The sequence below is a fragment of the Pseudomonas sp. HY7a-MNA-CIBAN-0227 genome (assembly GCF_040310325.1).
Taxonomy (GTDB): domain Bacteria; phylum Pseudomonadota; class Gammaproteobacteria; order Pseudomonadales; family Pseudomonadaceae; genus Aquipseudomonas.
In genome coordinates this window covers 1-19,766 of sequence record NZ_JBEOPT010000014.1, presented here as the reverse complement: position 1 = coordinate 19,766, position 19,766 = coordinate 1, and the positions used below count along the sequence as shown (strand labels likewise).

The following is a 19,766-nucleotide window of genomic DNA, read 5'->3' as shown; positions in this document are numbered from 1 at the left end:
CCCCTTCAACGCACTTACAACTCGGCGGCGAGGCGCGAGCCCTGGTTGATGGCGCGCTTGGCATCCAGCTCGGCGGCAACATCGGCACCACCGATCAGATGCACATTCTGCCCGGCAGCGACCAGACCGTCCTGCAGTTCGCGCAGCGGGTCTTGGCCTGCACAGATGACAATGTTGTCCACCGCCAACACCTGGGGCTCGCCGTCGGCACCGATGCGGATGTGCAAACCTTCATCATCGATCTTCAAGTACTCGACGCTGTTGAGCATCTGCACCTGCTTGTTCTTCAGGCCGGCGCGGTGAATCCAGCCAGTGGTCTTGCCCAGGCCGTCACCGACCTTGGAAGCCTTGCGCTGCAGCAGGAACACCTGGCGCGCCGGTGCATGAGGCTCAGCCTTGATTCCGGCCACGCCGCCCCGCGCCTCAAGGTGAGTATCAATGCCCCACTCTTTCCAGAACGCCTCACGATCCAGGCTGGTGGACACGCCTTGGTGCACGAGGAATTCCGACACGTCAAAACCGATGCCACCGGCCCCGATTACCGCCACACGCTTGCCCACCGGCTTGCGTTCCAGGATCACGTCCAGGTAGCTGAGCACCTTGGCGTTCTCGACACCCGCAATCTCCGGGGTACGCGGCGCAATACCGGTGGCCAGGATGATTTCGTCATAACCGCCAGCCACCAGATGCTCCACATCCACGCGGGTGTTGAGGCACAACTCGACATGGGTCGTCTGCAACTTGCGCTTGAAGTAGCGCAGGGTTTCAACAAACTCTTCCTTGCCCGGGACGCGTTTGGCGATATTGAACTGGCCGCCGATCTCGCTGGCGGAATCGAACAGCGTCACTTGATGGCCGCGTTCGGCCGCCACGGTGGCTGCAGCCAAACCCGCAGGCCCGGCGCCGACCACGGCGATTTTCTTGATCTGCTTGACGGGCAGATAGTTGAGTTCGGTCTCATGGCACGCCCGCGGGTTGACCAGGCAGGTGGTCAGTTTTCCGCTGAAGGTGTGGTCCAGGCAGGCCTGGTTGCAGCCAATGCACGTATTGATCTCGTCAGCGCGGCCTTCAGCGGCCTTATTGACGAAGTCCGCATCCGCCAGGAACGGCCGGGCCATGGAGACCATGTCAGCATCGCCTTCGGCCAGGATCTGCTCGGCGATTTGCGGGGTGTTGATACGGTTGGTAGTAATCAGCGGGATCTTCACCGAACCGCGCAGCTTGGCAGTCACTTTACTGAAGGCGCCACGGGGGACTTTGGTGGCGATGGTCGGGATGCGCGCTTCATGCCAGCCAATGCCGGTGTTGATAAGCGTCGCGCCAGCCTGCTCGATGGCCTTGGCCAATTGCACGATTTCTTCCCAGGTGCTGCCGCCTTCCACCAGATCGAGCATCGACAGGCGGAAAATGATAATGAAATTGGGCCCCACGGCTTCGCGCACCCGACGGACGATCTCCACCGGCAAGCGCATGCGGTTTTCGTAGGCACCGCCCCAACGGTCGGTGCGATGGTTGGTGTGGGCAGCGAGAAACTGGTTAATGAAGTAGCCTTCAGAACCCATGATTTCCACACCGTCATACTCGGCGACCTGGGCCAGTACCGAGCAGGTGACGAAATCGCTGATCTGCTTTTCGATGCCCTCTTCGTCCAGCTCTTTAGGCTTGAACGGGTTGATCGGCGCCTGGATCGCGCTTGGCGCCACCTGCCTGGGGCTGTAGGCATAACGGCCGGCATGGAGAATCTGCATGCAGATCTTGCCACCCGCCTCGTGCACGGCATGCGTGACGATCTTGTGTTTTTGCGCCTCTTCCTCAGTGGTCAGCTTGGCCGCACCGGAATACACCCCGCCTTCATCGTTAGGGCCAATGCCGCCAGTGACCATCAGGCCAACGCCGCCACGGGCGCGCTCGGCAAAATAGGCCGCCATGCGCTCGAAACCACCGGGTTTTTCTTCAAGACCAGTGTGCATCGAGCCCATCAGTGTGCGGTTGCGCAAGGTGGTAAAACCCAGGTCCAACGGGGCCAGCAGGTGCGGGTAGGCAGCAGCGGTCATGGTACAGCTCCACAACGGATCATCACGGGACGTGGGACGCTCAAACGGCACCCCATCGGTTTATGCCCCACAGACTAAGAGTCCACCCGCTGTCGCTCAATGACTGAAACTGACAACTTATTGATCCAAATGCGCAGCGCCTCTTGGCAAGTGTGCCTATCGGCCCTACCCGGGTGCCAAACCCTCCATGAGTATTCACCAGGATCTAAATTCTGTTCACTCACCCTTGAACCAAGCGAGCGCGCGCCATTAATTGCCAACCTGAACGACATGTACTAAACCCAGTACAGTTTTATAACTAGAGCAGGACGGCCTTATGCACACGGAACGGTTATTTACCAAGCCTGCTCTACTCGGCGTTAGCGTACTTTCCCTGATGAGTCTCGCCTTGCAGCAAGCCCAGGCCGCCTGTGTACTTACCCCAGGCCCCGGGGTTGATTCTTATCTGTGCGACAGCGGCACCAGCGCTACCGGCCTTACCGACTTGGTGGGCAACAACACCCTGACACTCCCCGCCGGCGGCACCGGCACCATCAACGGCAACATCACCTTCGGTCCGGGGGGTGACTTCGTCGATATAAACTCTGGCCGCATTGTGGGGACAATCACCCAGGGTGACGGTGCCGATCGCTTCCAAATCAGTGCCGGTGCGGTCACCGGGGCTGTTTCCCAAGGCAATGGTATCGATGACTTTGTAATGAGCGGCGGACAAATCCAGTCCCTGGCCCAAGGAGACGGCCGCGACACCTTCCTGATGACCGGGGGTACCATCGTCGGCGCCTTTGAAGACGGCGACGTGGCGCAGCAGACCAGCGGCACCATTGGCCGGGTCGACATGAAGCTGGATAACAATATCTACGACATGTCCGGTGGCTCGATTCTCGGCAACCTGGTGACCGGTTTTGGCACCGACCGGATTATCGTTTCCGGTGGCACTATCGGCGGCAATATCAGCGTCAGCGGTGGCAATGACAGCATCACAATCAACGGCGGGATCATTAACGGCGAAATCCGCGCCAGCGTCGGCAACGACACACTCAACTGGATCAATGGCGGCCAGATCAAATCAGCCGTGCTGATGGGTGACGGTAACGATACCGCGCTGCTCAGCGGCCTGACTGAAAGCCTGTTAAGTGCCACGCCGTCCATCGACGGTGGCCTGGGCAATGATCAACTGACCTTCGATAACACCACCTCCAGCACAGCATCGCGTTACATCGGCTGGGAGACCGTCAACCTCAACAACAATTCGCGCTTCGACCTGGCGGGGGATTTTTTCCTCGGTGACAGCGCCAGCAATACTGGAACCTTTTCCATCGACAGCAGCAGTGTGCTGGCCGTGACCCAAGGCAGCATCCGCCCCTATACCGCCGGCCAGTTGGCCATCCTCAACAACGCCGGCACCATCGACATGACCACCGCCAGCAACAGCGCCACCGACTCGCTAACGGTGTACGGCAACTATGTTGGCAACAATGGACAGTTATGGCTGCAAACGGTGCTGGGAGACGACAGCTCCGCCACTGACAAACTGGTGGTCTCGGACGGCACCATCAGCGGCAACACCCAGTTGGCGGTAACCAACCTCGGTGGCCTCGGTGGCCTCACGCAAAACAATGGGATCGAGGTGGTGCAGGCGCTCAACGGCGCGGTCAGCACTACCGATGCCTTTGCCCTGAAAGGCTCGGTGTCTGCCGGGGCCTATGAATACTATCTGTTCAAGGGCGGGGTCACGGCGGGTTCGGAAAACAACTGGTACCTGCGCTCCTCGGCAGTGGCGGTGCAACCGCCCGTGGTACCGACGCCCCCACCGGTGCCGCCAGTCGTGGTGCCGATACCACCGATTCCACCGACACCGCCCGTGGTCGCGCCCGATGAGCCGCCGGTGGAGCCGCCGACCTCACAACCTGTCGCGCCAGTTGAGCCCCCTGCTCCACCACCTACGCAAGTGCCGGCCGGAGCCTCGCCTGAGCCTGCCGTCACCACCCCACTACTGCCGACAGCGATCGCGGGCGCCGATCCAATTCCCCTGTACCGCCTGGAAGTGCCCGTGTATTCGGTGGTGGTGCCGGCCGCACAGTTGATGACCTTGCAAGCGCTGGGTACGTTCCATGACCGCCAGGGCGAACAAAGCCTGCTGAGCGAAACCGGAGCCGTCCCGGCCGGTTGGGGTCGTGCGTATGGCAGTGACTTCAACAAGAGCTGGTCAGGCACCGTTTCGCCGAGTTTCGACGGTTCTGTCAAAGGCTATCAGGTGGGTCACGATCTCTACGCCTCTGAAACCAGTGGCGGGCAGACCCAGCGCTTCGGTTTGTTCGTGGGTCAAAGCCGTTTACAGGGCGACGTCAAAGGCTTTGCCTTGGGCTTCCAGGACCGCCGCTCCGGTCGGGTCAAACTTGACGGGGACAACTTCGGTGCCTACTGGACCCTAACCGATCCCAAAGGCTGGTACGTGGACCTGGTGGCCATGGGTACCCGCCTGGATGGCGACAACAAGTCCGACCGTGGCGTGAAGACGGACAGCAAGGGCCACGCACTGGCGCTGTCGGCAGAAGCCGGGTATCCGATTACCGTGTCGGAGCACTGGGTAGTGGAACCGCAGGTCCAGGTGATCAACCAGCAGATTAATATGGACAGCCAGAATGACGGTATTTCCAAGGTCTCATTCGACTCCCAGGATTACTGGACCGGGCGCGTCGGCGCGCGCCTGAAAGGCCGTTACCTGGTGCAGAACACGCCGATCGAACCTTATCTGCGAGCCAACGCCTGGCGCACCTTCGGTGGCAGCGATACGGTGACCTACGATGACGTCGACCGGATCAAGAGCGATCACAAGTCCTCCTCCGCCGATCTGGGCGTGGGCGTGGTCGCCCGTTTGTCCTCGACAGTGAGCATGTACCTGGCGGCGGACTACAACACTAATCTGGATACCAACGAACTGGAGGGTGTCAGTGGTAACGCGGGGGTTCGGATCAGCTGGTAAACAATCCCAGTCAGTCAAGCGAGCACAAGGCTCAAAATAACGAAGATCTCATGTGAGTGTGCGCTTGCCCCAAACTTCACTTCGATGGGTTTGGGTGCAAGCGCAGATCACATTTGACACAACGCATCCTCCGTATTGAATGAGGCCGACATTCACCTCGCCGCAAAAATATGATTTCATATCGATCTGAAATTTTGCGCCCAACCATTGTTTTTCGTACCTGCGATACAGTTTTAAGGGAACATGCAAGATCATGCACACCGTCCGTTGTCATTTTCCCCATGCGTAAACTGCTTGCCTTAACCCTCACCATGGCCTTCGTCGCCGCCGTTTCCGCCTATCTGGTCTGGACCCAGGAGCGCCCCGTGGGGCATTACCTGTCGGACCTGCGGATTAACCTGGCAGTCGACGAAGGTATCCCCGCCGATCGCGGCAACCTGCTGGGCATCCAGCCAGAACTGTTTCCCGCCGACTACCAGAGCCTGGAACGCCTGCACCTGAAACTGTCTGCCTACCTGCGCAAAGCCCAGGACCAAGGCCTGATTAACGAGAAAACCATCGTCGTATTGCCCGAACATGTCGGCACCTGGCTGATGCTCAGTGGCGAAAAAGACCAGCTGTACCAGGCCACCAGTCTTGAAGAGGCAATGAACTGGCTGTCGGCCAGCAACCCGCTGCTGTTCCTTCGCGCCCTGATCAGCGCCGAGGGCGCCAACCGTATGGACGACGCCTACCTGCGCATGAAAGCGCCGACCATGGCGCGCGACTATCAGATTCTGTTTGGCGGCCTGGCCAAAGAGTTCGGCATCACCCTGGTGGCCGGCTCCATTGCCTTGCCCAACCCCAGTGTCAGCCAGGGCCAATTGCAGGTCGGCCATGGCGCGCTGTACAACGCCAGCCTGGTATTTGGCCGTGATGGCTTTCCGTTGGGCCAACCCCAGCGCCAGCTCTACCCGATCTTCGATGAGCGCGGTTTTATCCAACCCAGCGATGAAAACGCCATCAGCGTGATCGATACGCCTGCCGGCCGCCTGGGCATCCTGATTGGCAGCGACAGTTGGTACCCGGACAACTACCGCAAGCTCAATGAACAAGGCGCGCAATTGGTGGTGGTGCCGGCGTTCGTCATTGGCCGCGATACGTGGGACAAACCGTGGCGTGGCTTCAAGAGCGTATCGACGCCGCCGGAAGTCAGCCTCAAACCCGAAGAACTCAGTGAAGGCGAAGCCTGGCACCGCCTGACGCTGATCAGCCAACAACCCATCAGCCAAGCCACGGCCGGCATGAGTGTTTTCCTGCGCGGGCAGTTCTGGGACCAGAGCAGTGCCGGGCAGAGCTTTCTCACCCGCAATGGCGAAGTGTTCGCCGACAGCAACGCGCGTGGTGCGCGCATGCTGAACGTCTGGCTGTAAATCATGAAGCCTGCGCCAATGCGCCTCGGGGATTTATCGGTGGGCTTTGTCCACACACTGGCCGACGCCATCCTCAGCCATGGCCTGGACCCGCAACCACTGCTGCTGCAATACGGCCTGGACCCGGCACGCCTTGGCGAGGCCGGTGCTCGCTTGTCGATCCCCCGCTACATGCGCCTGGGCCACGCGGCCATTCAGTTGACCGGCGATCCGAGCCTGGGTTTGCGCATGGGCCAGCTCAGTCGCTTGAGCCAGGCAGGGTTGGCCGGTGTCACCGCCGCCCAGGCGCCCACCGTACGCGAGGCCGCCCGCACGCTGACCCGCTTCGAAGCGTTGTATGGCACCAATTACCGTGGCCAGTCCAGCTTTCATGAAGACGCCCAGGGCGCGTGGTTGCGTTTCTACTCCATCAGCCCCTACAACGCCTACAACCGCTTTGTGGTGGACTCGATCATCGCCGGCTGGCTGCATCAGCTGTCGAGCCTGAGCGCAGAACCGGTGCGGGCCGAACGTATCGAGATCGAATTCGCGGCGCCCGACTACAGTCCGCGCTACAGCGTGCTGGGAGACTGTCCGATTCAGTTTGGTGCCGAGGCCAATCAACTGCGCCTGAGCCAACACACCCTGGCACTGCGCAACCCCGCGCATTGCCCCAGTACCTGGCAAACGCTGTTGCAGCTGTGTGAAAGGGAATTGGAGCAGTTGACCCGCACCCGCAGCCTGCGCGAGCGCATCACCCGTTTACTCGGGCCGATGCTCAATGGCGGTCGGGAACCCAACCTGGAAGAAGTGGCGGCACGCTTGAAGCTGCCAACCTGGACCTTGCGCCGCAAACTGGCCGAAGAAGGCACGCAGTTTCGGGCGATTCTCAACGATACCCGCCGCGACCTGGCCATGACCTATATTCGCGATACGGAACTGGCGTTCGGCGAAATCGCCTACTTGCTCGGTTTTGCCTCAGCCGAAGCCTTTCAACGGGCGTTCAAGCGTTGGAACAGCCAGACCCCAGGGGAATTTCGCCGCAGTCAGCGGCATTCAGCCTGACGTACGGTTACAGCTCTGTGGCGTCATCGGTCGGGTCCAACGGGTCCAGTTCAAAGGCCTGGTACTCCAGCAATTCTTCCTGGTAATCGTCCATTGTCAGCTCCTTGTTGAGTTCAACGCGGTGGTTGCTTAATGACCTTCACAACCAGCCTAAAGTGCCGTCATGACGAAAAAATGTACGGGCCATAACGTTCCTGCACCTGAATATTAAACGTAGCCGCGTTCTGGCGATTTAGCAGTCTGCGGTGATGGTCGCCACCGACCACATGAAAATCTTCGCCTACCAGATCCGCACGTTCGCCCCTGGGCGCCAAAGGGTTCGATCAATCCGATACGCGGGAAGCTTTACGGGAGTTCTTCAAGGAGGGTCGGCATTTCATCGCGCTGGCCGCGCTGAAGGCCTTGGCCGACGACGGTCTGATCAGTCGCAGCCGCGGCAGCGAGGCCATAAGCCGCTACGGGATCGATGTCAACAAATCGAATCCCGTAGCGGTCTAGCTCAGACTACTGTGCAGGTGTCGGTAGGGGCTCAATGGACTCTGTCGGCGCAGGCAACGTTGGCGCAGTTTCAACCGGTGCCGCTGGCTCAGGGGCTTGCTCTGGTGCAATCGGCGCGGCTTCCGGTGGCGGGGCCAACGGTTGCGATGCCTCGGGCTCTGCCGCAGGGGCGGGCGACGTTACCGGAGCCAGGGGCGCGGGCACCTGGGGCTTATCAGCCGCCGGGGCCGGCTCAGCCGGTGCCGCCTTGGGCTCCGGCACGCCCAGCTCGGCCTTGGGTTTTTCAGGAATATGCGCGGCCTCTTTCACTTCCTGTGGCAGAAAAACATCCACCAGCGCGAAATAACGGTCATAAAACTTGGGCGCAGACACTGTCTCACTGGCCACCTTGACCATCGAGTCATCGGTGGAGCCAATCGGCATCGACACCGATCCCAACACACCCACACCCAGGCTTGCGGAGTTATTGACCTTCTTCAGTGCATAGCGATCCTGCAGGGCGTTGGCAAACATCGTCGAGTGATGATTCGCACTGCCATCGTCGGCGCACACCACGTTGAAACTAATCTGCAGGTGGGTTTCGCCGGTCTGCTGGAAACTCTTGTTACCGACCACCAGCTTCGGATCGCTGCTGGTGATGATATAGCCCTGGCTTAGCAAGGCACGCCTGGCCGCTTCGCAAGCCGCGACATCACTGACCGGATAATCACGTGAAAACGTACCGGAGTCGTCGAAATTCTCATGTTCATAAATAGCGGTCTTGGGCGACGAGCAGCCCGCGGCGCCCGCCAGCACCAGCGCCACGCTGAGGGCACGCAAGTGAAATGATGTCGACATTGAAAATCCTGAGGAAAACAGTCAGGGCGGTATTGTGCAACAGATCGTGGCGTTGGCGCGCGGATTCCTGTCGGTAAAACGTCACAGTCTTACGGGACGGTGTCTGCAGGAAAAAGGCGCTCGCCCATAGGGTCGATAAACACCCGCAACTTCGCCGAGGCATGGCGACTTGATGGCCCTGACGGCGACGCTTCATTTAACAGATGTTTAACCAGCAACGTGACTCAGTGTCGGTTAACTCTTATGATCGCACTGGGTGCGCTGCTGCATACAGCACAGGGTAGGTTAAAGGATGAGCATTGGTCGGGCCGCCAATGGAGACTTGTCGTGCCTGATAAACACCCTGCTATTCCCCGCCCACAGGTTTTGACTGAGGGCGCCCTGTCTGTGCTGGAGCGGTTTTCACGCATCGAAGCGGTCAGCGGTATCGTGCTGCTGCTGGCAGCGATTGTGGCGCTGATCTGGGCCAATAGCCCTGCCGCCGATTCCTACGAACATTTCTGGAATACCCCACTCACTATTGGGTTGGGGGACTTCACGGTCTCACGCTCATTGCACTTCCTGGTGAACGACGGGCTGATGACCATCTTCTTCCTGGTGGTGGGTGCCGAGATTCGCCAGGAAATAAAGGACGGCGCACTCGCCAACCTGAAACTGGCCACCCTACCGTTAGGCGCTGCACTGGGTGGAGTGCTGATGCCGGCGATCATTTATACCCTGCTCAATCACGGTACCGAGGCCGCCAGCGGTTGGGCCGTGCCCACCGCCACTGATATCGCGTTCGCAGTGGGTGTGCTCGCGCTGTTGGGCAAGTCAATTCCCGGTGGCGTGCGCATCCTGTTGCTGGCCTTGGCAATCATTGATGACATCGTCGCTATCTTGATCATTGCCATCTTCTACACCGCCAGCCTGGACTACATGGGGTTGGTGATCGCGGCCTGCGGGTTGGCGCTAGTGCTGATTTTTCAGCAGATGGGCATAGGCAAGGCCATTGTGTACGTTCTGCCGGGAGCAATTGTCTGGTTTGGCCTGCTCAAGACCGGTGTGCACCCGACGCTCGCGGGCGTCATGCTTGGCCTGATCACCCCCGTCAGCTCCAGACCTACATCGGAACGGCCTCTGGACACCATCGGGCGCACGTTTAATGAACTGATTGACCGACTTTCGCAATCAGCTGAAGGTGCGCATCAGGTCGCCAAACCGTTGAGGCAGTTGAGACAGGCTCAGCGCGAGATGTTACCGCCGGTGCAGCGCATTCAGGCGGGTTTACACCCATGGGTAGCCTTCGGGGTCATGCCGCTATTCGCCCTGGCCAACGCTGGAGTGAGTCTGCAAGGGTTCAACCTGGACGATCCGCTACCCCACGGTGTGTTCATGGGCGTCATCCTGGCTCTGGTACTCGGCAAGCCGCTGGGGGTAATACTGGCGAGCGTGGTGCTGGTTAAACTGAACCTCTGCAAACTGCCTGAGGGCGTGACCTGGAACGGTGTCGGCCTGGTTGGCCTGCTGGCAGGAATTGGTTTTACCATGTCCATTTTCATATCCTCGCTGGCCTTCTCTGATCCGACGCTACTGTCGGCTGCCAAGCTGAGCGTGCTGACAGCTTCGTCCCTGGCAGCGGTGATTGGGCTGACCTGGGGCAAGCTCAAGTTCTCGGGCAAGCGTCTGAATGGAAACGACTGACGGTCCATAAAAAAAGACCCCGGCCTCTTCAGGCCGGGGTCTTTTTATTCAGGCTGATAACGACATCAGAACTTCTTGATGTCAGCCTGGGCTTCCAACTGCTTGCGATAGGCAGCGAAGTCCTGCTGGCCAACACGGGACGCGAGGAAGCGGCGATATTGCGCCTTCTCTTCGTCCGTCGGGGCAACTGCTTCGTTGACGGCGTTGAGACGCACAATCACCAAGCTACCGTCAGACAGCGTCACGTCGCTGAACGTCGGTTTGTCCTTGGCGACTGGCTTGGCCATGCGGAACAAGGCCTGCAGCACGGCTGGGTCGATCCCTTCCTGGCCACGGGTGGCCGCTTCGGTAAATTTCCATGCCTGACCATCGACCGCTTGATTCAGCGGCAACTTGCCATCGCGCAGGCTGGCAATCAGCTCATCGGCATGAGTCTTCGCCGCAGCGCTTGCGCGCTCCTTGGTCAACTGTGCACGGATGGCAGTGGCAACGCTTTCCAGCGGCAACTGTTCTGGCTTGCGATGCTCTTTGGCACGCAGCACCACGATGGTTTCCGGGTCCAGTTCGATGGCAGTGCTGTTGGCACCTTCATCCAATACTTCCGGGCTGAAAGCAGCGGTTACCACTGCGCGGTTTGCTGCAACACCTTCGCCACCTTCGCGGCCAAATGGCGCTGAGGTGTGCACGGTCAGTTTCAGGTCCGAAGCCGGCTGAGCCAGATCGGAGGCCTCAAACGCGGCGTCTTCCAATTGCTTGGTCGCTTCGACGAAACGCTGCTCAACCTGCTGGGTCTTGATTTCGTGGGTCAGCTTGTCTTTCAGGCTGGCAAACGATGGCACTTGCGGTGCTTCGACACCCAACAGCTTGATCAAGTGCCAGCCGAAGGTGGTACGTACCGGCTCCGAAACCTGATCCTTGTTCAAGGCATACAGGGCTGTTTCGAAGTCTGGATCGTAGACACCCGGGCCTGCGTAACCCAAGTCACCGCCATTGCTGGCCGAACCAGGGTCCTGCGAAAACTCCTTGGCCAGGGCTTCAAAGCTTTCGCCCTTGGCCAGGCGAGCCTGCACTTCTTCGATCTTGGCCTGGGCTTGCGCCTCGTTCACCTTGTCGTTGACTTCAATCAGAATATGCGCGGCGCGACGCTGTTCAGCGAGGTTGGCGGTTTCTTTCTGATACTGCGCCTGCAGCTCATCGTCCTTGACGGTGACTTGGTCAAAGAAGGAAGACTTCTTCAACTCCAGGTAATCGATGACCACCTGATCCGGTGTCATGAACTCTTTGGCGTGCTGGTCGTAGTAAGCCTTGACCTCGTCATCGGTGAGTTTCACCGCCGCCGGGTTGGCCTTGACGCTTACAGTGGCGAAATCGCGGGTCTGTTTTTCCAGACGAGCAAATGCCAAAACCTGCGCATCGGTTACAAAACCGCTGCCGGCAATACCTGCACGCACTTGGCCGATAAGCATTTCCTGGGTCAGCATCTGACGAAATTGCATACGGCTGTAGCCCAGCTGACGGATCACCTGGTCGAAACGCTCAGCGTTGAACTTGCCATCGACCTGGAATTCCGGCGTCTGCAGGATTACTTGATCCAGCGCAGCTTCCGAGAAAGCGAATTTCGAGTCAGCCGCGCCTTGCAGCAGCAGCTTGCGATCGATCAGGCCTTTGAGCGCGGCGTCGCGCAGCATTTTTTCATCCAGCAAGGACGCGTCAAAGTCCTTGCCCAACTGTTGCATCAGCTGCCGACGTTGCGTGTCGACGGCCTGGCTCAGCTCGTTTTGACTGATTTCTTCACCATTGACCTTGGCCGCATCCTGGCTGTTGGTCGTGGCCTGAAAAATGGCCTCGATACCGGTGAAAGCCATCAATACAACGATGATCCCGATAATGGTCTTGGCAATCCAGCCTTGTGAATTGTCCCTGATATTTTGCAGCATGCGTCCCCCAGAAACGGTTGAACTTCAAAATTAGGCAACCGTGGAGCGTGGGTAGAGTCCGGATAGAAGAAAGGCGCATCCGAGGATGCGCCTTCTCGTAACTGGCGGAGCGGTCGGGGGTTAGAACCCACACCCCCGGCGTGGCGACTCAACATAAGCTGGGTCTGGTGCCGCTCCGCTGCCAGGTCAGACTTGCGTGTGACCCGGATAGGCAAAAGCTTGAGCGAAGCTTAGTTAACGGCTTCTTTCAGAGCTTTACCGGCTTTGAAACCTGGTTTTTTGGCTGCCGCGATTTTCAGGGCTTCGCCAGTCTGTGGGTTACGGCCAGTGCGAGCTGGACGATCGGTCACAGAGAAAGTACCGAAACCAACCAGTACCACAGAGTCGCCGGCCTTGAGAGCGCCAGTGACGGATTCGATTACTGCGTCCAGCGCCCGGCCAGCAGCGGCTTTCGGGATATCAGCAGATGCGGCGATAGCATCAATCAGTTCCGACTTGTTCACTCTAAGTCCCCTTATATCTATTGAGTATGATTCTAAGTTTTTTGGTGAAAGCAAAAACCAGTGCTGAATGGCCTACAGACACTTAAGAGCCGCTTTATAACAAGGGCTCTAAAAAGCTGTCAAGGAAGCCCCCAAGCTTAAACGTATTAATGCGTGCTAATTCTTTCCTTAGAGTCAGTTTCGCGCTTTTCGTCCTTTGCAACTATCTCCGGAGCCACATCCGGTAAGGGCTCCGGCGCGTATTGCAGCGCAATTTGCAGGACCTCGTCAATCCATTTAACCGGTTTAATCTGAAGATCCTGCTTGATATTGTCAGGAATTTCCTTCAAGTCGCGAACATTCTCTTCCGGAATAATCACTGTCTTGATCCCGCCACGGTGCGCAGCCAGCAATTTCTCCTTGAGGCCACCAATGGCTAGCACCTGGCCACGAAGGGTAATTTCCCCGGTCATGGCCACGTCGGCGCGCACTGGAATGCCGGTCAATGCCGAAACAAGGGCCGTGCACATGCCTACGCCTGCGCTAGGGCCGTCTTTGGGGGTTGCCCCTTCCGGCATATGGATGTGAGTGTCGCGCTTCTCATGGAAGTCCAGGGGGATGCCCAGGCTCTTGGCACGACTGCGCACAACGGTCAGTGCAGCGGTGATGGACTCGACCATCACATCGCCAAGGGAACCGGTCTTGATCAATTGCCCCTTGCCCGGTACCACAGCGGCCTCGATGGTCAGCAACTCGCCACCCACCTGAGTCCACGCAAGGCCCGTAACCTGGCCGATCTGATCCTGCTGCTCAGCCAGGCCATAACGGAATTTACGCACACCCAGGAAATGTTCCAGCAACTCAGCCGTGACCTTCACCGAGAAGCGTTTTTCCAGGGAATGTTCCTTGACCGTCTTGCGACAGATCTTCGCCAATTGACGCTCAAGACCCCGCACACCGGCCTCGCGGGTGTAGTAGCGAATGATGTCGCGGATTGCCTCAGCATCAAATTCGATCTCGCCTTTTTTCAAGCCGTTGGCTGAAATCTGCTTGGGCGAAAGGTATTTGACGGCAATGTTGATCTTCTCGTCTTCGGTGTAGCCCGGCAGACGAATCACCTCCATCCGGTCCAGCAAAGCTGGCGGGATATTCATGGAGTTGGAGGTGCACAGGAACATCACATCGGAGAGGTCATAGTCGACTTCCAGGTAATGGTCGTTGAAATTGTGGTTCTGCTCAGGGTCGAGCACTTCCAGCAAGGCAGATGCCGGGTCGCCACGCATGTCGCTGCCCATTTTGTCGATTTCATCGAGCAGAAACAGCGGGTTGCGCACACCCACTTTTGTCATTTTTTGAATCAATCTTCCTGGCATCGAACCGATGTAAGTACGGCGATGACCACGAATTTCCGCTTCATCGCGCACGCCGCCGAGGGCCATGCGTACAAATTTACGGTTTGTTGCGTGGGCAATGGACTCAGCCAGGGAGGTTTTACCCACACCAGGAGGACCGACCAGACACAACACCGGCCCGCGAATTTTCTTCACCCGCTTCTGCACGGCGAGGTATTCGAGGATGCGTTCCTTGACCTCTTCCAGGCCATAGTGATCGGCGTCGAGAATATCTTCGGCGCGAGTCAGGTCCAGACGCACTTTGGTCTGGGCCTTCCACGGCACCTGGACCAGCCAGTCGATGTAGGAACGTACCACGGTGGCTTCAGCGGACATCGGCGACATCTGCTTGAGCTTGTTCAGCTCGGCGGTCGCCTTGGTCAAGGCATCTTTCGGGAGGCCAGCAGCATCGATGCGCTTTTTCAGCTCTTCGATTTCGTTGTGGCCTTCTTCGCCGTCACCCAGCTCTTTCTGAATGGCCTTCATCTGCTCATTCAGGTAGTACTCGCGCTGGCTGCGCTCCATTTGCTTCTTGACCCGACCACGGATGCGCTTTTCAACCTGCAACAGGTCGATTTCGGCATCCAGCAATGCCAGGACATGCTCGACCCTGGCAGACAAATCGATAATTTCGAGGATGTCCTGCTTCTGGTCGATCTTCAGCGCCATGTGCGCGGCCATGGTGTCCACCAGGCGGCTTGGCTCATCAATACTGTTGAGGGAAGACAGGACTTCAGCCGGAACTTTCTTGCCCAGCTGTACGTATTGTTCAAATTGGGAAAGCAAGCTGCGAACGAACACTTCGGATTCGCGCTCGGGTGCATCGACTTCATCGATCAGCGCCACTTCAGCGCGCAGATGGCCGTCCACCTCCATGAAGCGCTCGACCGCACCACGCTGCTCACCTTCGACCAGCACCTTGACGGTGCCGTCAGGCAGCTTGAGCAGTTGCAGAACAGTGGCAATGGTACCGACGCGATACAAGGCCTCTTCGCCCGGATCGTCGTCGGCAGGATTTCTCTGGGCCAGCAGCAGAATCTGCTTGTCGCCCGTCATCGCGGCCTCGAGGGCTTCGATCGACTTCTCGCGCCCCACGAACAGCGGGATAACCATGTGCGGATACACAACGACATCACGCAATGGCAGGAGAGGCAATTCGATGGTTGTCTTCATGATTTCGCCTCTACGGCGGCCCAAGGGGCCGTAAACAGATGGAAGTAGCCTGAAACCAAGATGGGGGCTGCCTGCAAAAAAAACAAGCTCAATGGCAGCAGTTAAACGCAGTAAAAACAAAGGGGCCCAAAGGCCCCCTTATTTTGTACAGCTGGTTCTATTGCAGCAGGACGACACTTACGCGTCAGGTGCAGCCTTTGCAGCCGGCTCACTGTTTTCATAGATATACAGTGGCTTGGACTTGCCTTCTATAACGCTTTCGTCGATCACGACTTTACTCACCTCGGACTGCGAGGGGATTTCGTACATCGTGTCGAGCAACACACCTTCGAGGATCGAACGCAAACCACGAGCGCCTGTCTTGCGCTCCAGTGCCCGCTTGGCCACCGATTTGAGCGCGTCAGCACGGAACTCAAGGTCCACGCCTTCCATCTCGAACAGCTTGGCGTACTGCTTGGTCAGGGCGTTTTTCGGTTCGGTGAGGATCTGCATCAATGCAGCCTCATCAAGCTCGTCCAGGGTCGCCAGGACAGGCAGGCGACCGACGAATTCCGGGATCAGACCGAACTTGACCAGATCGTCAGGCTCGACTTCACGCAGGGACTCACCAACTTTCTTGCCCTCTTCCTTACTGCGCACTTCTGCACCGAAGCCAATGCCACCACGGGTGGAACGGCTTTGAATAACCTTTTCCAGACCGGAGAACGCACCGCCGCAGATGAACAGGATATTGCGCGTGTCAACCTGAAGGAATTCCTGCTGGGGATGCTTGCGGCCGCCTTGTGGCGGAACGGAAGCAACCGTGCCTTCAATCAGTTTCAACAGTGCTTGCTGCACGCCTTCACCGGAAACGTCCCGGGTAATCGACGGGTTGTCGGATTTGCGCGAAATCTTGTCGATTTCATCGATGTAGACAATGCCCATTTGGGCTTTTTCCACGTCGTAATCGCATTTCTGCAGCAGCTTCTGAATAATGTTCTCGACATCCTCACCTACGTAACCAGCCTCGGTGAGGGTGGTTGCATCGGCAATGGTGAAGGGAACGTTCAGCAGGCGAGCCAAGGTTTCTGCAAGCAGGGTTTTACCCGAACCTGTAGGACCAATCAGCAAGATGTTGCTTTTGCCGAGCTCGACATCGTCATTCTTTTTGTCACGCTGGTTCAGCCGCTTGTAGTGGTTGTACACCGCTACGGCCAAAACCTTTTTTGCACGCTCTTGACCAATCACATACTGATCAAGGATGCCGCTGATTTCTTTAGGCGAAGGCAATTTATGCGCGCTGCTTTCGGCCTGGGCTTCCTGCACCTCCTCACGGATGATGTCATTGCACAGGTCGACGCATTCGTCGCAGATAAAGACCGAGGGGCCGGCAATCAATTTGCGCACTTCATGCTGGCTTTTGCCACAGAAGGAGCAATAGAGCAATTTGCCGTTGTCCTCGCCGTTGCGGGTGTCAGTCATTCGATCGATCCAAATCCGATAGGCTTGCAACACAAGATGAAGGCTATTGCGGGCTTTTTCAAGTCCGCAGGTGGTCAGTTAAACCAACCACCTACATTTGGGCTGCTTAGGCAGGCATGTGACGCTTCTGCATGACCGAGTCGATCAGCCCGTATTCGGCTGCGCGCTCGGCACTCATGAAGTTATCACGTTCGGTGTCGCGCTCAATGGTTTCGAGGCTTTGACCTGTGTGATGGGCCAACAACGTATTGAGGCGCAGACGAATATTCTTGATTTCCTCGGCATGAATGAGGATATCGGTCGCTTGCCCCTGGAAACCACCCAGTGGCTGGTGAATCATCATCCGCGAGTTCGGCAGGCAGAAACGCTTGCCCGCTGCGCCGCCGGCGAGCAGGAAAGCACCCATGCTGCAGGCTTGGCCGATGCAGGTAGTGGAGACGTCAGGCTTGATGAACTGCATGGTGTCATAGATCGACATCCCCGCAGTGACCGAACCACCTGGCGAGTTAATGTAAAGATGGATGTCCTTGTCCGGATTTTCCGCTTCAAGGAACAGCAGTTGCGCCGCGACCAGGTTGGCCATGTAGTCTTCTACCGGGCCAATCAGGAAGATCACTCGTTCCTTGAGGAGGCGCGAGTAGATGTCATAGGCGCGTTCGCCACGGGCGGACTGCTCGATAACCATCGGGACCAGGCCGCCTGCGGCCTGGATGTCAGAACTCTGCTGATAATAAGAATTGCGGGACATGTCCTGCAGTCACTCCCAAATAGTCATGTCTTGAATACACATAAGCCAGCGCGAGGCTGGCTTATGTGTGTATTTTCAAACGTGTCGGACAATCAGTCGGCTTGTGCTGCTTCCGCCGGCTTGACTGCTTCTTCGTAAGAGACCGATTTATCGGTCACGCTAGCCTTCTGCAGAACAGTATCCACAACTTGTTCTTCCAGCACAACCGAACGCACTTCGTTCAGCTGCTGGTCGTTCTTGTAGTACCAGGACACAACCTGCTCAGGTTCCTGGTAAGCCGAGGCCATTTCCTGGATCAGCTCACGAACGCGGGTTTCGTCAGGCTTGAGGTCGAACTGCTTGACCACTTCAGCCACAACCAGGCCCAGCACAACACGGCGCTTGGCTTGCTCTTCGAACAGCTCGGCCGGCAGTTGATCAGGCTTGATGTTGCCACCGAACTGCTGAACAGCCTGCACGCGCAGACGATCGACTTCGTTGGACAGCAGAGCCTTAGGCACTTCGATCGGGTTGGCGGCCAGCAGACCGTCCATGACCTGGTTCTTGACCTTGGACTTGATAGCCTGACGCAGTTCACGCTCCATGTTCTTGCGAACTTCGGTGCGGAAGCCTTCGATACCGGTTTCCTTGATACCGAACTGATTGAAGAACTCTTCGTTCAGTTCTGGCAGCTTAGGCTCGGAAACGGTGTTGACCGTCACGGTGAACTCGGCGGCTTTACCAGCCAAGTCGAGGTTCTGATAGTCAGCCGGGAAAGTCAGGTTCAGAACACGCTCTTCGCCGGCTTTAGCGCCAACCAGACCATCTTCGAAACCAGGGATCATGCGGTTGGAACCCAGCACCAGCTGAGTACCCTTGGCGGAGCCGCCAGCGAATACTTCACCGTCAACCTTGCCAACGAAATCGATGTTCAACTGGTCTTCGTTCTGAGCGGCGCGATCGGCCACTTCAAAGCGAGTGTTCTGCTTGCGCAGGATTTCCAGCATGTTGTCCAGATCCGAATCAGCCACTTCAGCACTGAGGCGCTCGATGGCGATGGATTCGAAACCGGCAACAGTGAACTCAGGGAACACTTCGAAAACTGCAACGTATTCCAGATCCTTGCCCGCTTCCAGCGATTTAGGCTCGATGGAAGGCGCGCCAGCCGGGTTCAACTTTTGCTCGACGACCGCTTCGTAAAAGGAGGACTGGATTACGTCGCCTACAGCTTCCTGGCGCGCATCAGCACCAAAGCGGCGCTTGATTTCGCTCATCGGCACTTTGCCTGGACGGAAACCAGCGATCTTGGCCTTTTGGGCAGTCTGCTGCAGACGCTTGTTGACCTGAGTCTCGATGCGTTCAGCCGGCACGGTGATGCTCATGCGGCGCTCAAGAGCAGAAGTATTTTCAACAGAAACTTGCATGGATATTCCTCGTTGCACAGACGTTAGCCGGCCGTTTCCGACCCCAGAATCAAGGGCATGCATTCTAGTGGGTCAAACTCAAGAAGTCACCCTACTGAAAACGGGTAAAAAAACAGCAGGCCATTTATAGGAGCGAATGCAGGAATGCACCTCGCCCCGCTAGCAATACATCCCTTCACGCCAAGGCTCTGCGCCAACACTTCTATATATAGAAGCGATTGTCGATCAGCTCCCTGACAGCCGACCCACAAACGGGACCGGCGGACACAGCGGCATCATCGAGAAACATAAATACGACGAAACACCCTATCCCTGCAGCCCAATACCTGCGGCCACGCTGAAACTCAAGCCACTTAAACAAAAACGGCACAGCCCTTTTTCAGGTGCTGCGCCGTTATCTGCTATTAAATAGCTGCACTGACCCCGATGTAACCGGATCAGATCCATGCGTTCAAAACCGGCAGCGATTCTAACGCCAAGGCATTGAGAATGCTTGTTTTTTTCTTGACTTCGAGAATGCGCAACAACAAAGGCAGAAAAAACAGCATAAAAAAAAGCGCCAGACTATTAATCTGGCGCTTTCTAAATATGGGGTGGACGAAGGGGATCGAACCCTCGACAACGGGAGTCACAATCCCGTGCTCTACCAACTGAGCTACG

12 protein-coding genes and 1 pseudogene are annotated in these 19,766 nt (G+C 57.6%); 5 read left to right on the top strand and 8 right to left on the bottom strand.

The genetic code is table 11. The annotated features are described in order from the left end of the window. Positions 1-14: 14 nt before the first annotated feature. Positions 15-2,054, bottom strand: a complete 2,040-nt coding sequence (locus AAEZ06_RS20880) for an oxidoreductase (protein WP_350616000.1) — start codon at positions 2,052-2,054, stop codon at positions 15-17. Positions 2,055-2,370: 316 nt separating this feature from the next. Between AAEZ06_RS20880 and AAEZ06_RS20875 the strand changes: the two genes are divergently transcribed. The 4 genes and pseudogenes from AAEZ06_RS20875 to AAEZ06_RS20860 form a co-directional block, all read left to right on the top strand. Further along, a complete protein-coding gene (locus tag AAEZ06_RS20875; RefSeq protein ID WP_350615998.1) occupies positions 2,371-5,037 on the top strand; it encodes an autotransporter family protein in 2,667 nt (888 codons plus the stop codon). Positions 5,038-5,318: 281 nt separating this feature from the next. Next, a complete protein-coding gene (locus AAEZ06_RS20870) occupies positions 5,319-6,449 on the top strand; it encodes a carbon-nitrogen hydrolase family protein (protein ID WP_350615996.1) in 1,131 nt (376 codons plus the stop codon). A 3-nt stretch (positions 6,450-6,452) separates the two neighbouring features. Next, positions 6,453-7,493, top strand: a complete 1,041-nt coding sequence (locus tag AAEZ06_RS20865) for an AraC family transcriptional regulator (RefSeq protein ID WP_350615994.1) — start codon at positions 6,453-6,455, stop codon at positions 7,491-7,493. A 245-nt stretch (positions 7,494-7,738) separates the two neighbouring features. Continuing rightward, a pseudogene (locus tag AAEZ06_RS20860) lies at positions 7,739-7,991 on the top strand (transketolase-like TK C-terminal-containing protein); the annotation flags it as partial. 6 nt (positions 7,992-7,997) lie between these two features. Here the strand turns inward: AAEZ06_RS20860 and AAEZ06_RS20855 are convergent. Next, the gene (locus tag AAEZ06_RS20855) at positions 7,998-8,828 is read right to left on the bottom strand and encodes a DUF2242 domain-containing protein (protein ID WP_350615992.1); all 831 of its coding nucleotides are present in this window, start codon (positions 8,826-8,828) and stop codon (positions 7,998-8,000) included. Positions 8,829-9,155: 327 nt separating this feature from the next. Between AAEZ06_RS20855 and nhaA the strand changes: the two genes are divergently transcribed. Continuing rightward, the gene (gene nhaA, locus AAEZ06_RS20850; RefSeq protein ID WP_350615990.1) at positions 9,156-10,511 is read left to right on the top strand and encodes a Na+/H+ antiporter NhaA; all 1,356 of its coding nucleotides are present in this window, start codon (positions 9,156-9,158) and stop codon (positions 10,509-10,511) included. 65 nt (positions 10,512-10,576) lie between these two features. Here nhaA and AAEZ06_RS20845 read toward each other — a convergent pair whose 3' ends face one another. From AAEZ06_RS20845 to tig, 6 genes are all read right to left on the bottom strand, one after another. After that, entirely contained in the window at positions 10,577-12,448 is a 1,872-nt protein-coding gene (locus AAEZ06_RS20845) for a SurA N-terminal domain-containing protein (RefSeq protein WP_350615988.1), read from the bottom strand. 230 nt (positions 12,449-12,678) lie between these two features. After that, complete coding sequence (locus AAEZ06_RS20840; RefSeq protein ID WP_074759350.1) at positions 12,679-12,951, bottom strand: HU family DNA-binding protein; 273 nt, start codon at positions 12,949-12,951, stop codon at positions 12,679-12,681. Between the two features lie 146 nt (positions 12,952-13,097). Continuing rightward, complete coding sequence (gene lon / locus AAEZ06_RS20835) at positions 13,098-15,494, bottom strand: endopeptidase La (RefSeq protein ID WP_149414018.1); 2,397 nt, start codon at positions 15,492-15,494, stop codon at positions 13,098-13,100. A 177-nt stretch (positions 15,495-15,671) separates the two neighbouring features. Continuing rightward, positions 15,672-16,955 (bottom strand): ATP-dependent Clp protease ATP-binding subunit ClpX, encoded by a 1,284-nt coding sequence (gene clpX / locus AAEZ06_RS20830; RefSeq protein WP_133100315.1) that lies wholly within the window; start codon positions 16,953-16,955, stop codon positions 15,672-15,674. A gap of 106 nt (positions 16,956-17,061) precedes the next feature. Next, a complete protein-coding gene (gene clpP / locus AAEZ06_RS20825) occupies positions 17,062-17,703 on the bottom strand; it encodes an ATP-dependent Clp endopeptidase proteolytic subunit ClpP (protein ID WP_133100316.1) in 642 nt (213 codons plus the stop codon). Positions 17,704-17,795: 92 nt separating this feature from the next. Beyond that, on the bottom strand, positions 17,796-19,106 hold the full coding sequence (tig, locus tag AAEZ06_RS20820) for a trigger factor (protein ID WP_149414019.1): 1,311 nt from the start codon (positions 19,104-19,106) through the stop codon (positions 17,796-17,798). Positions 19,107-19,766 lie beyond the last annotated feature (660 nt).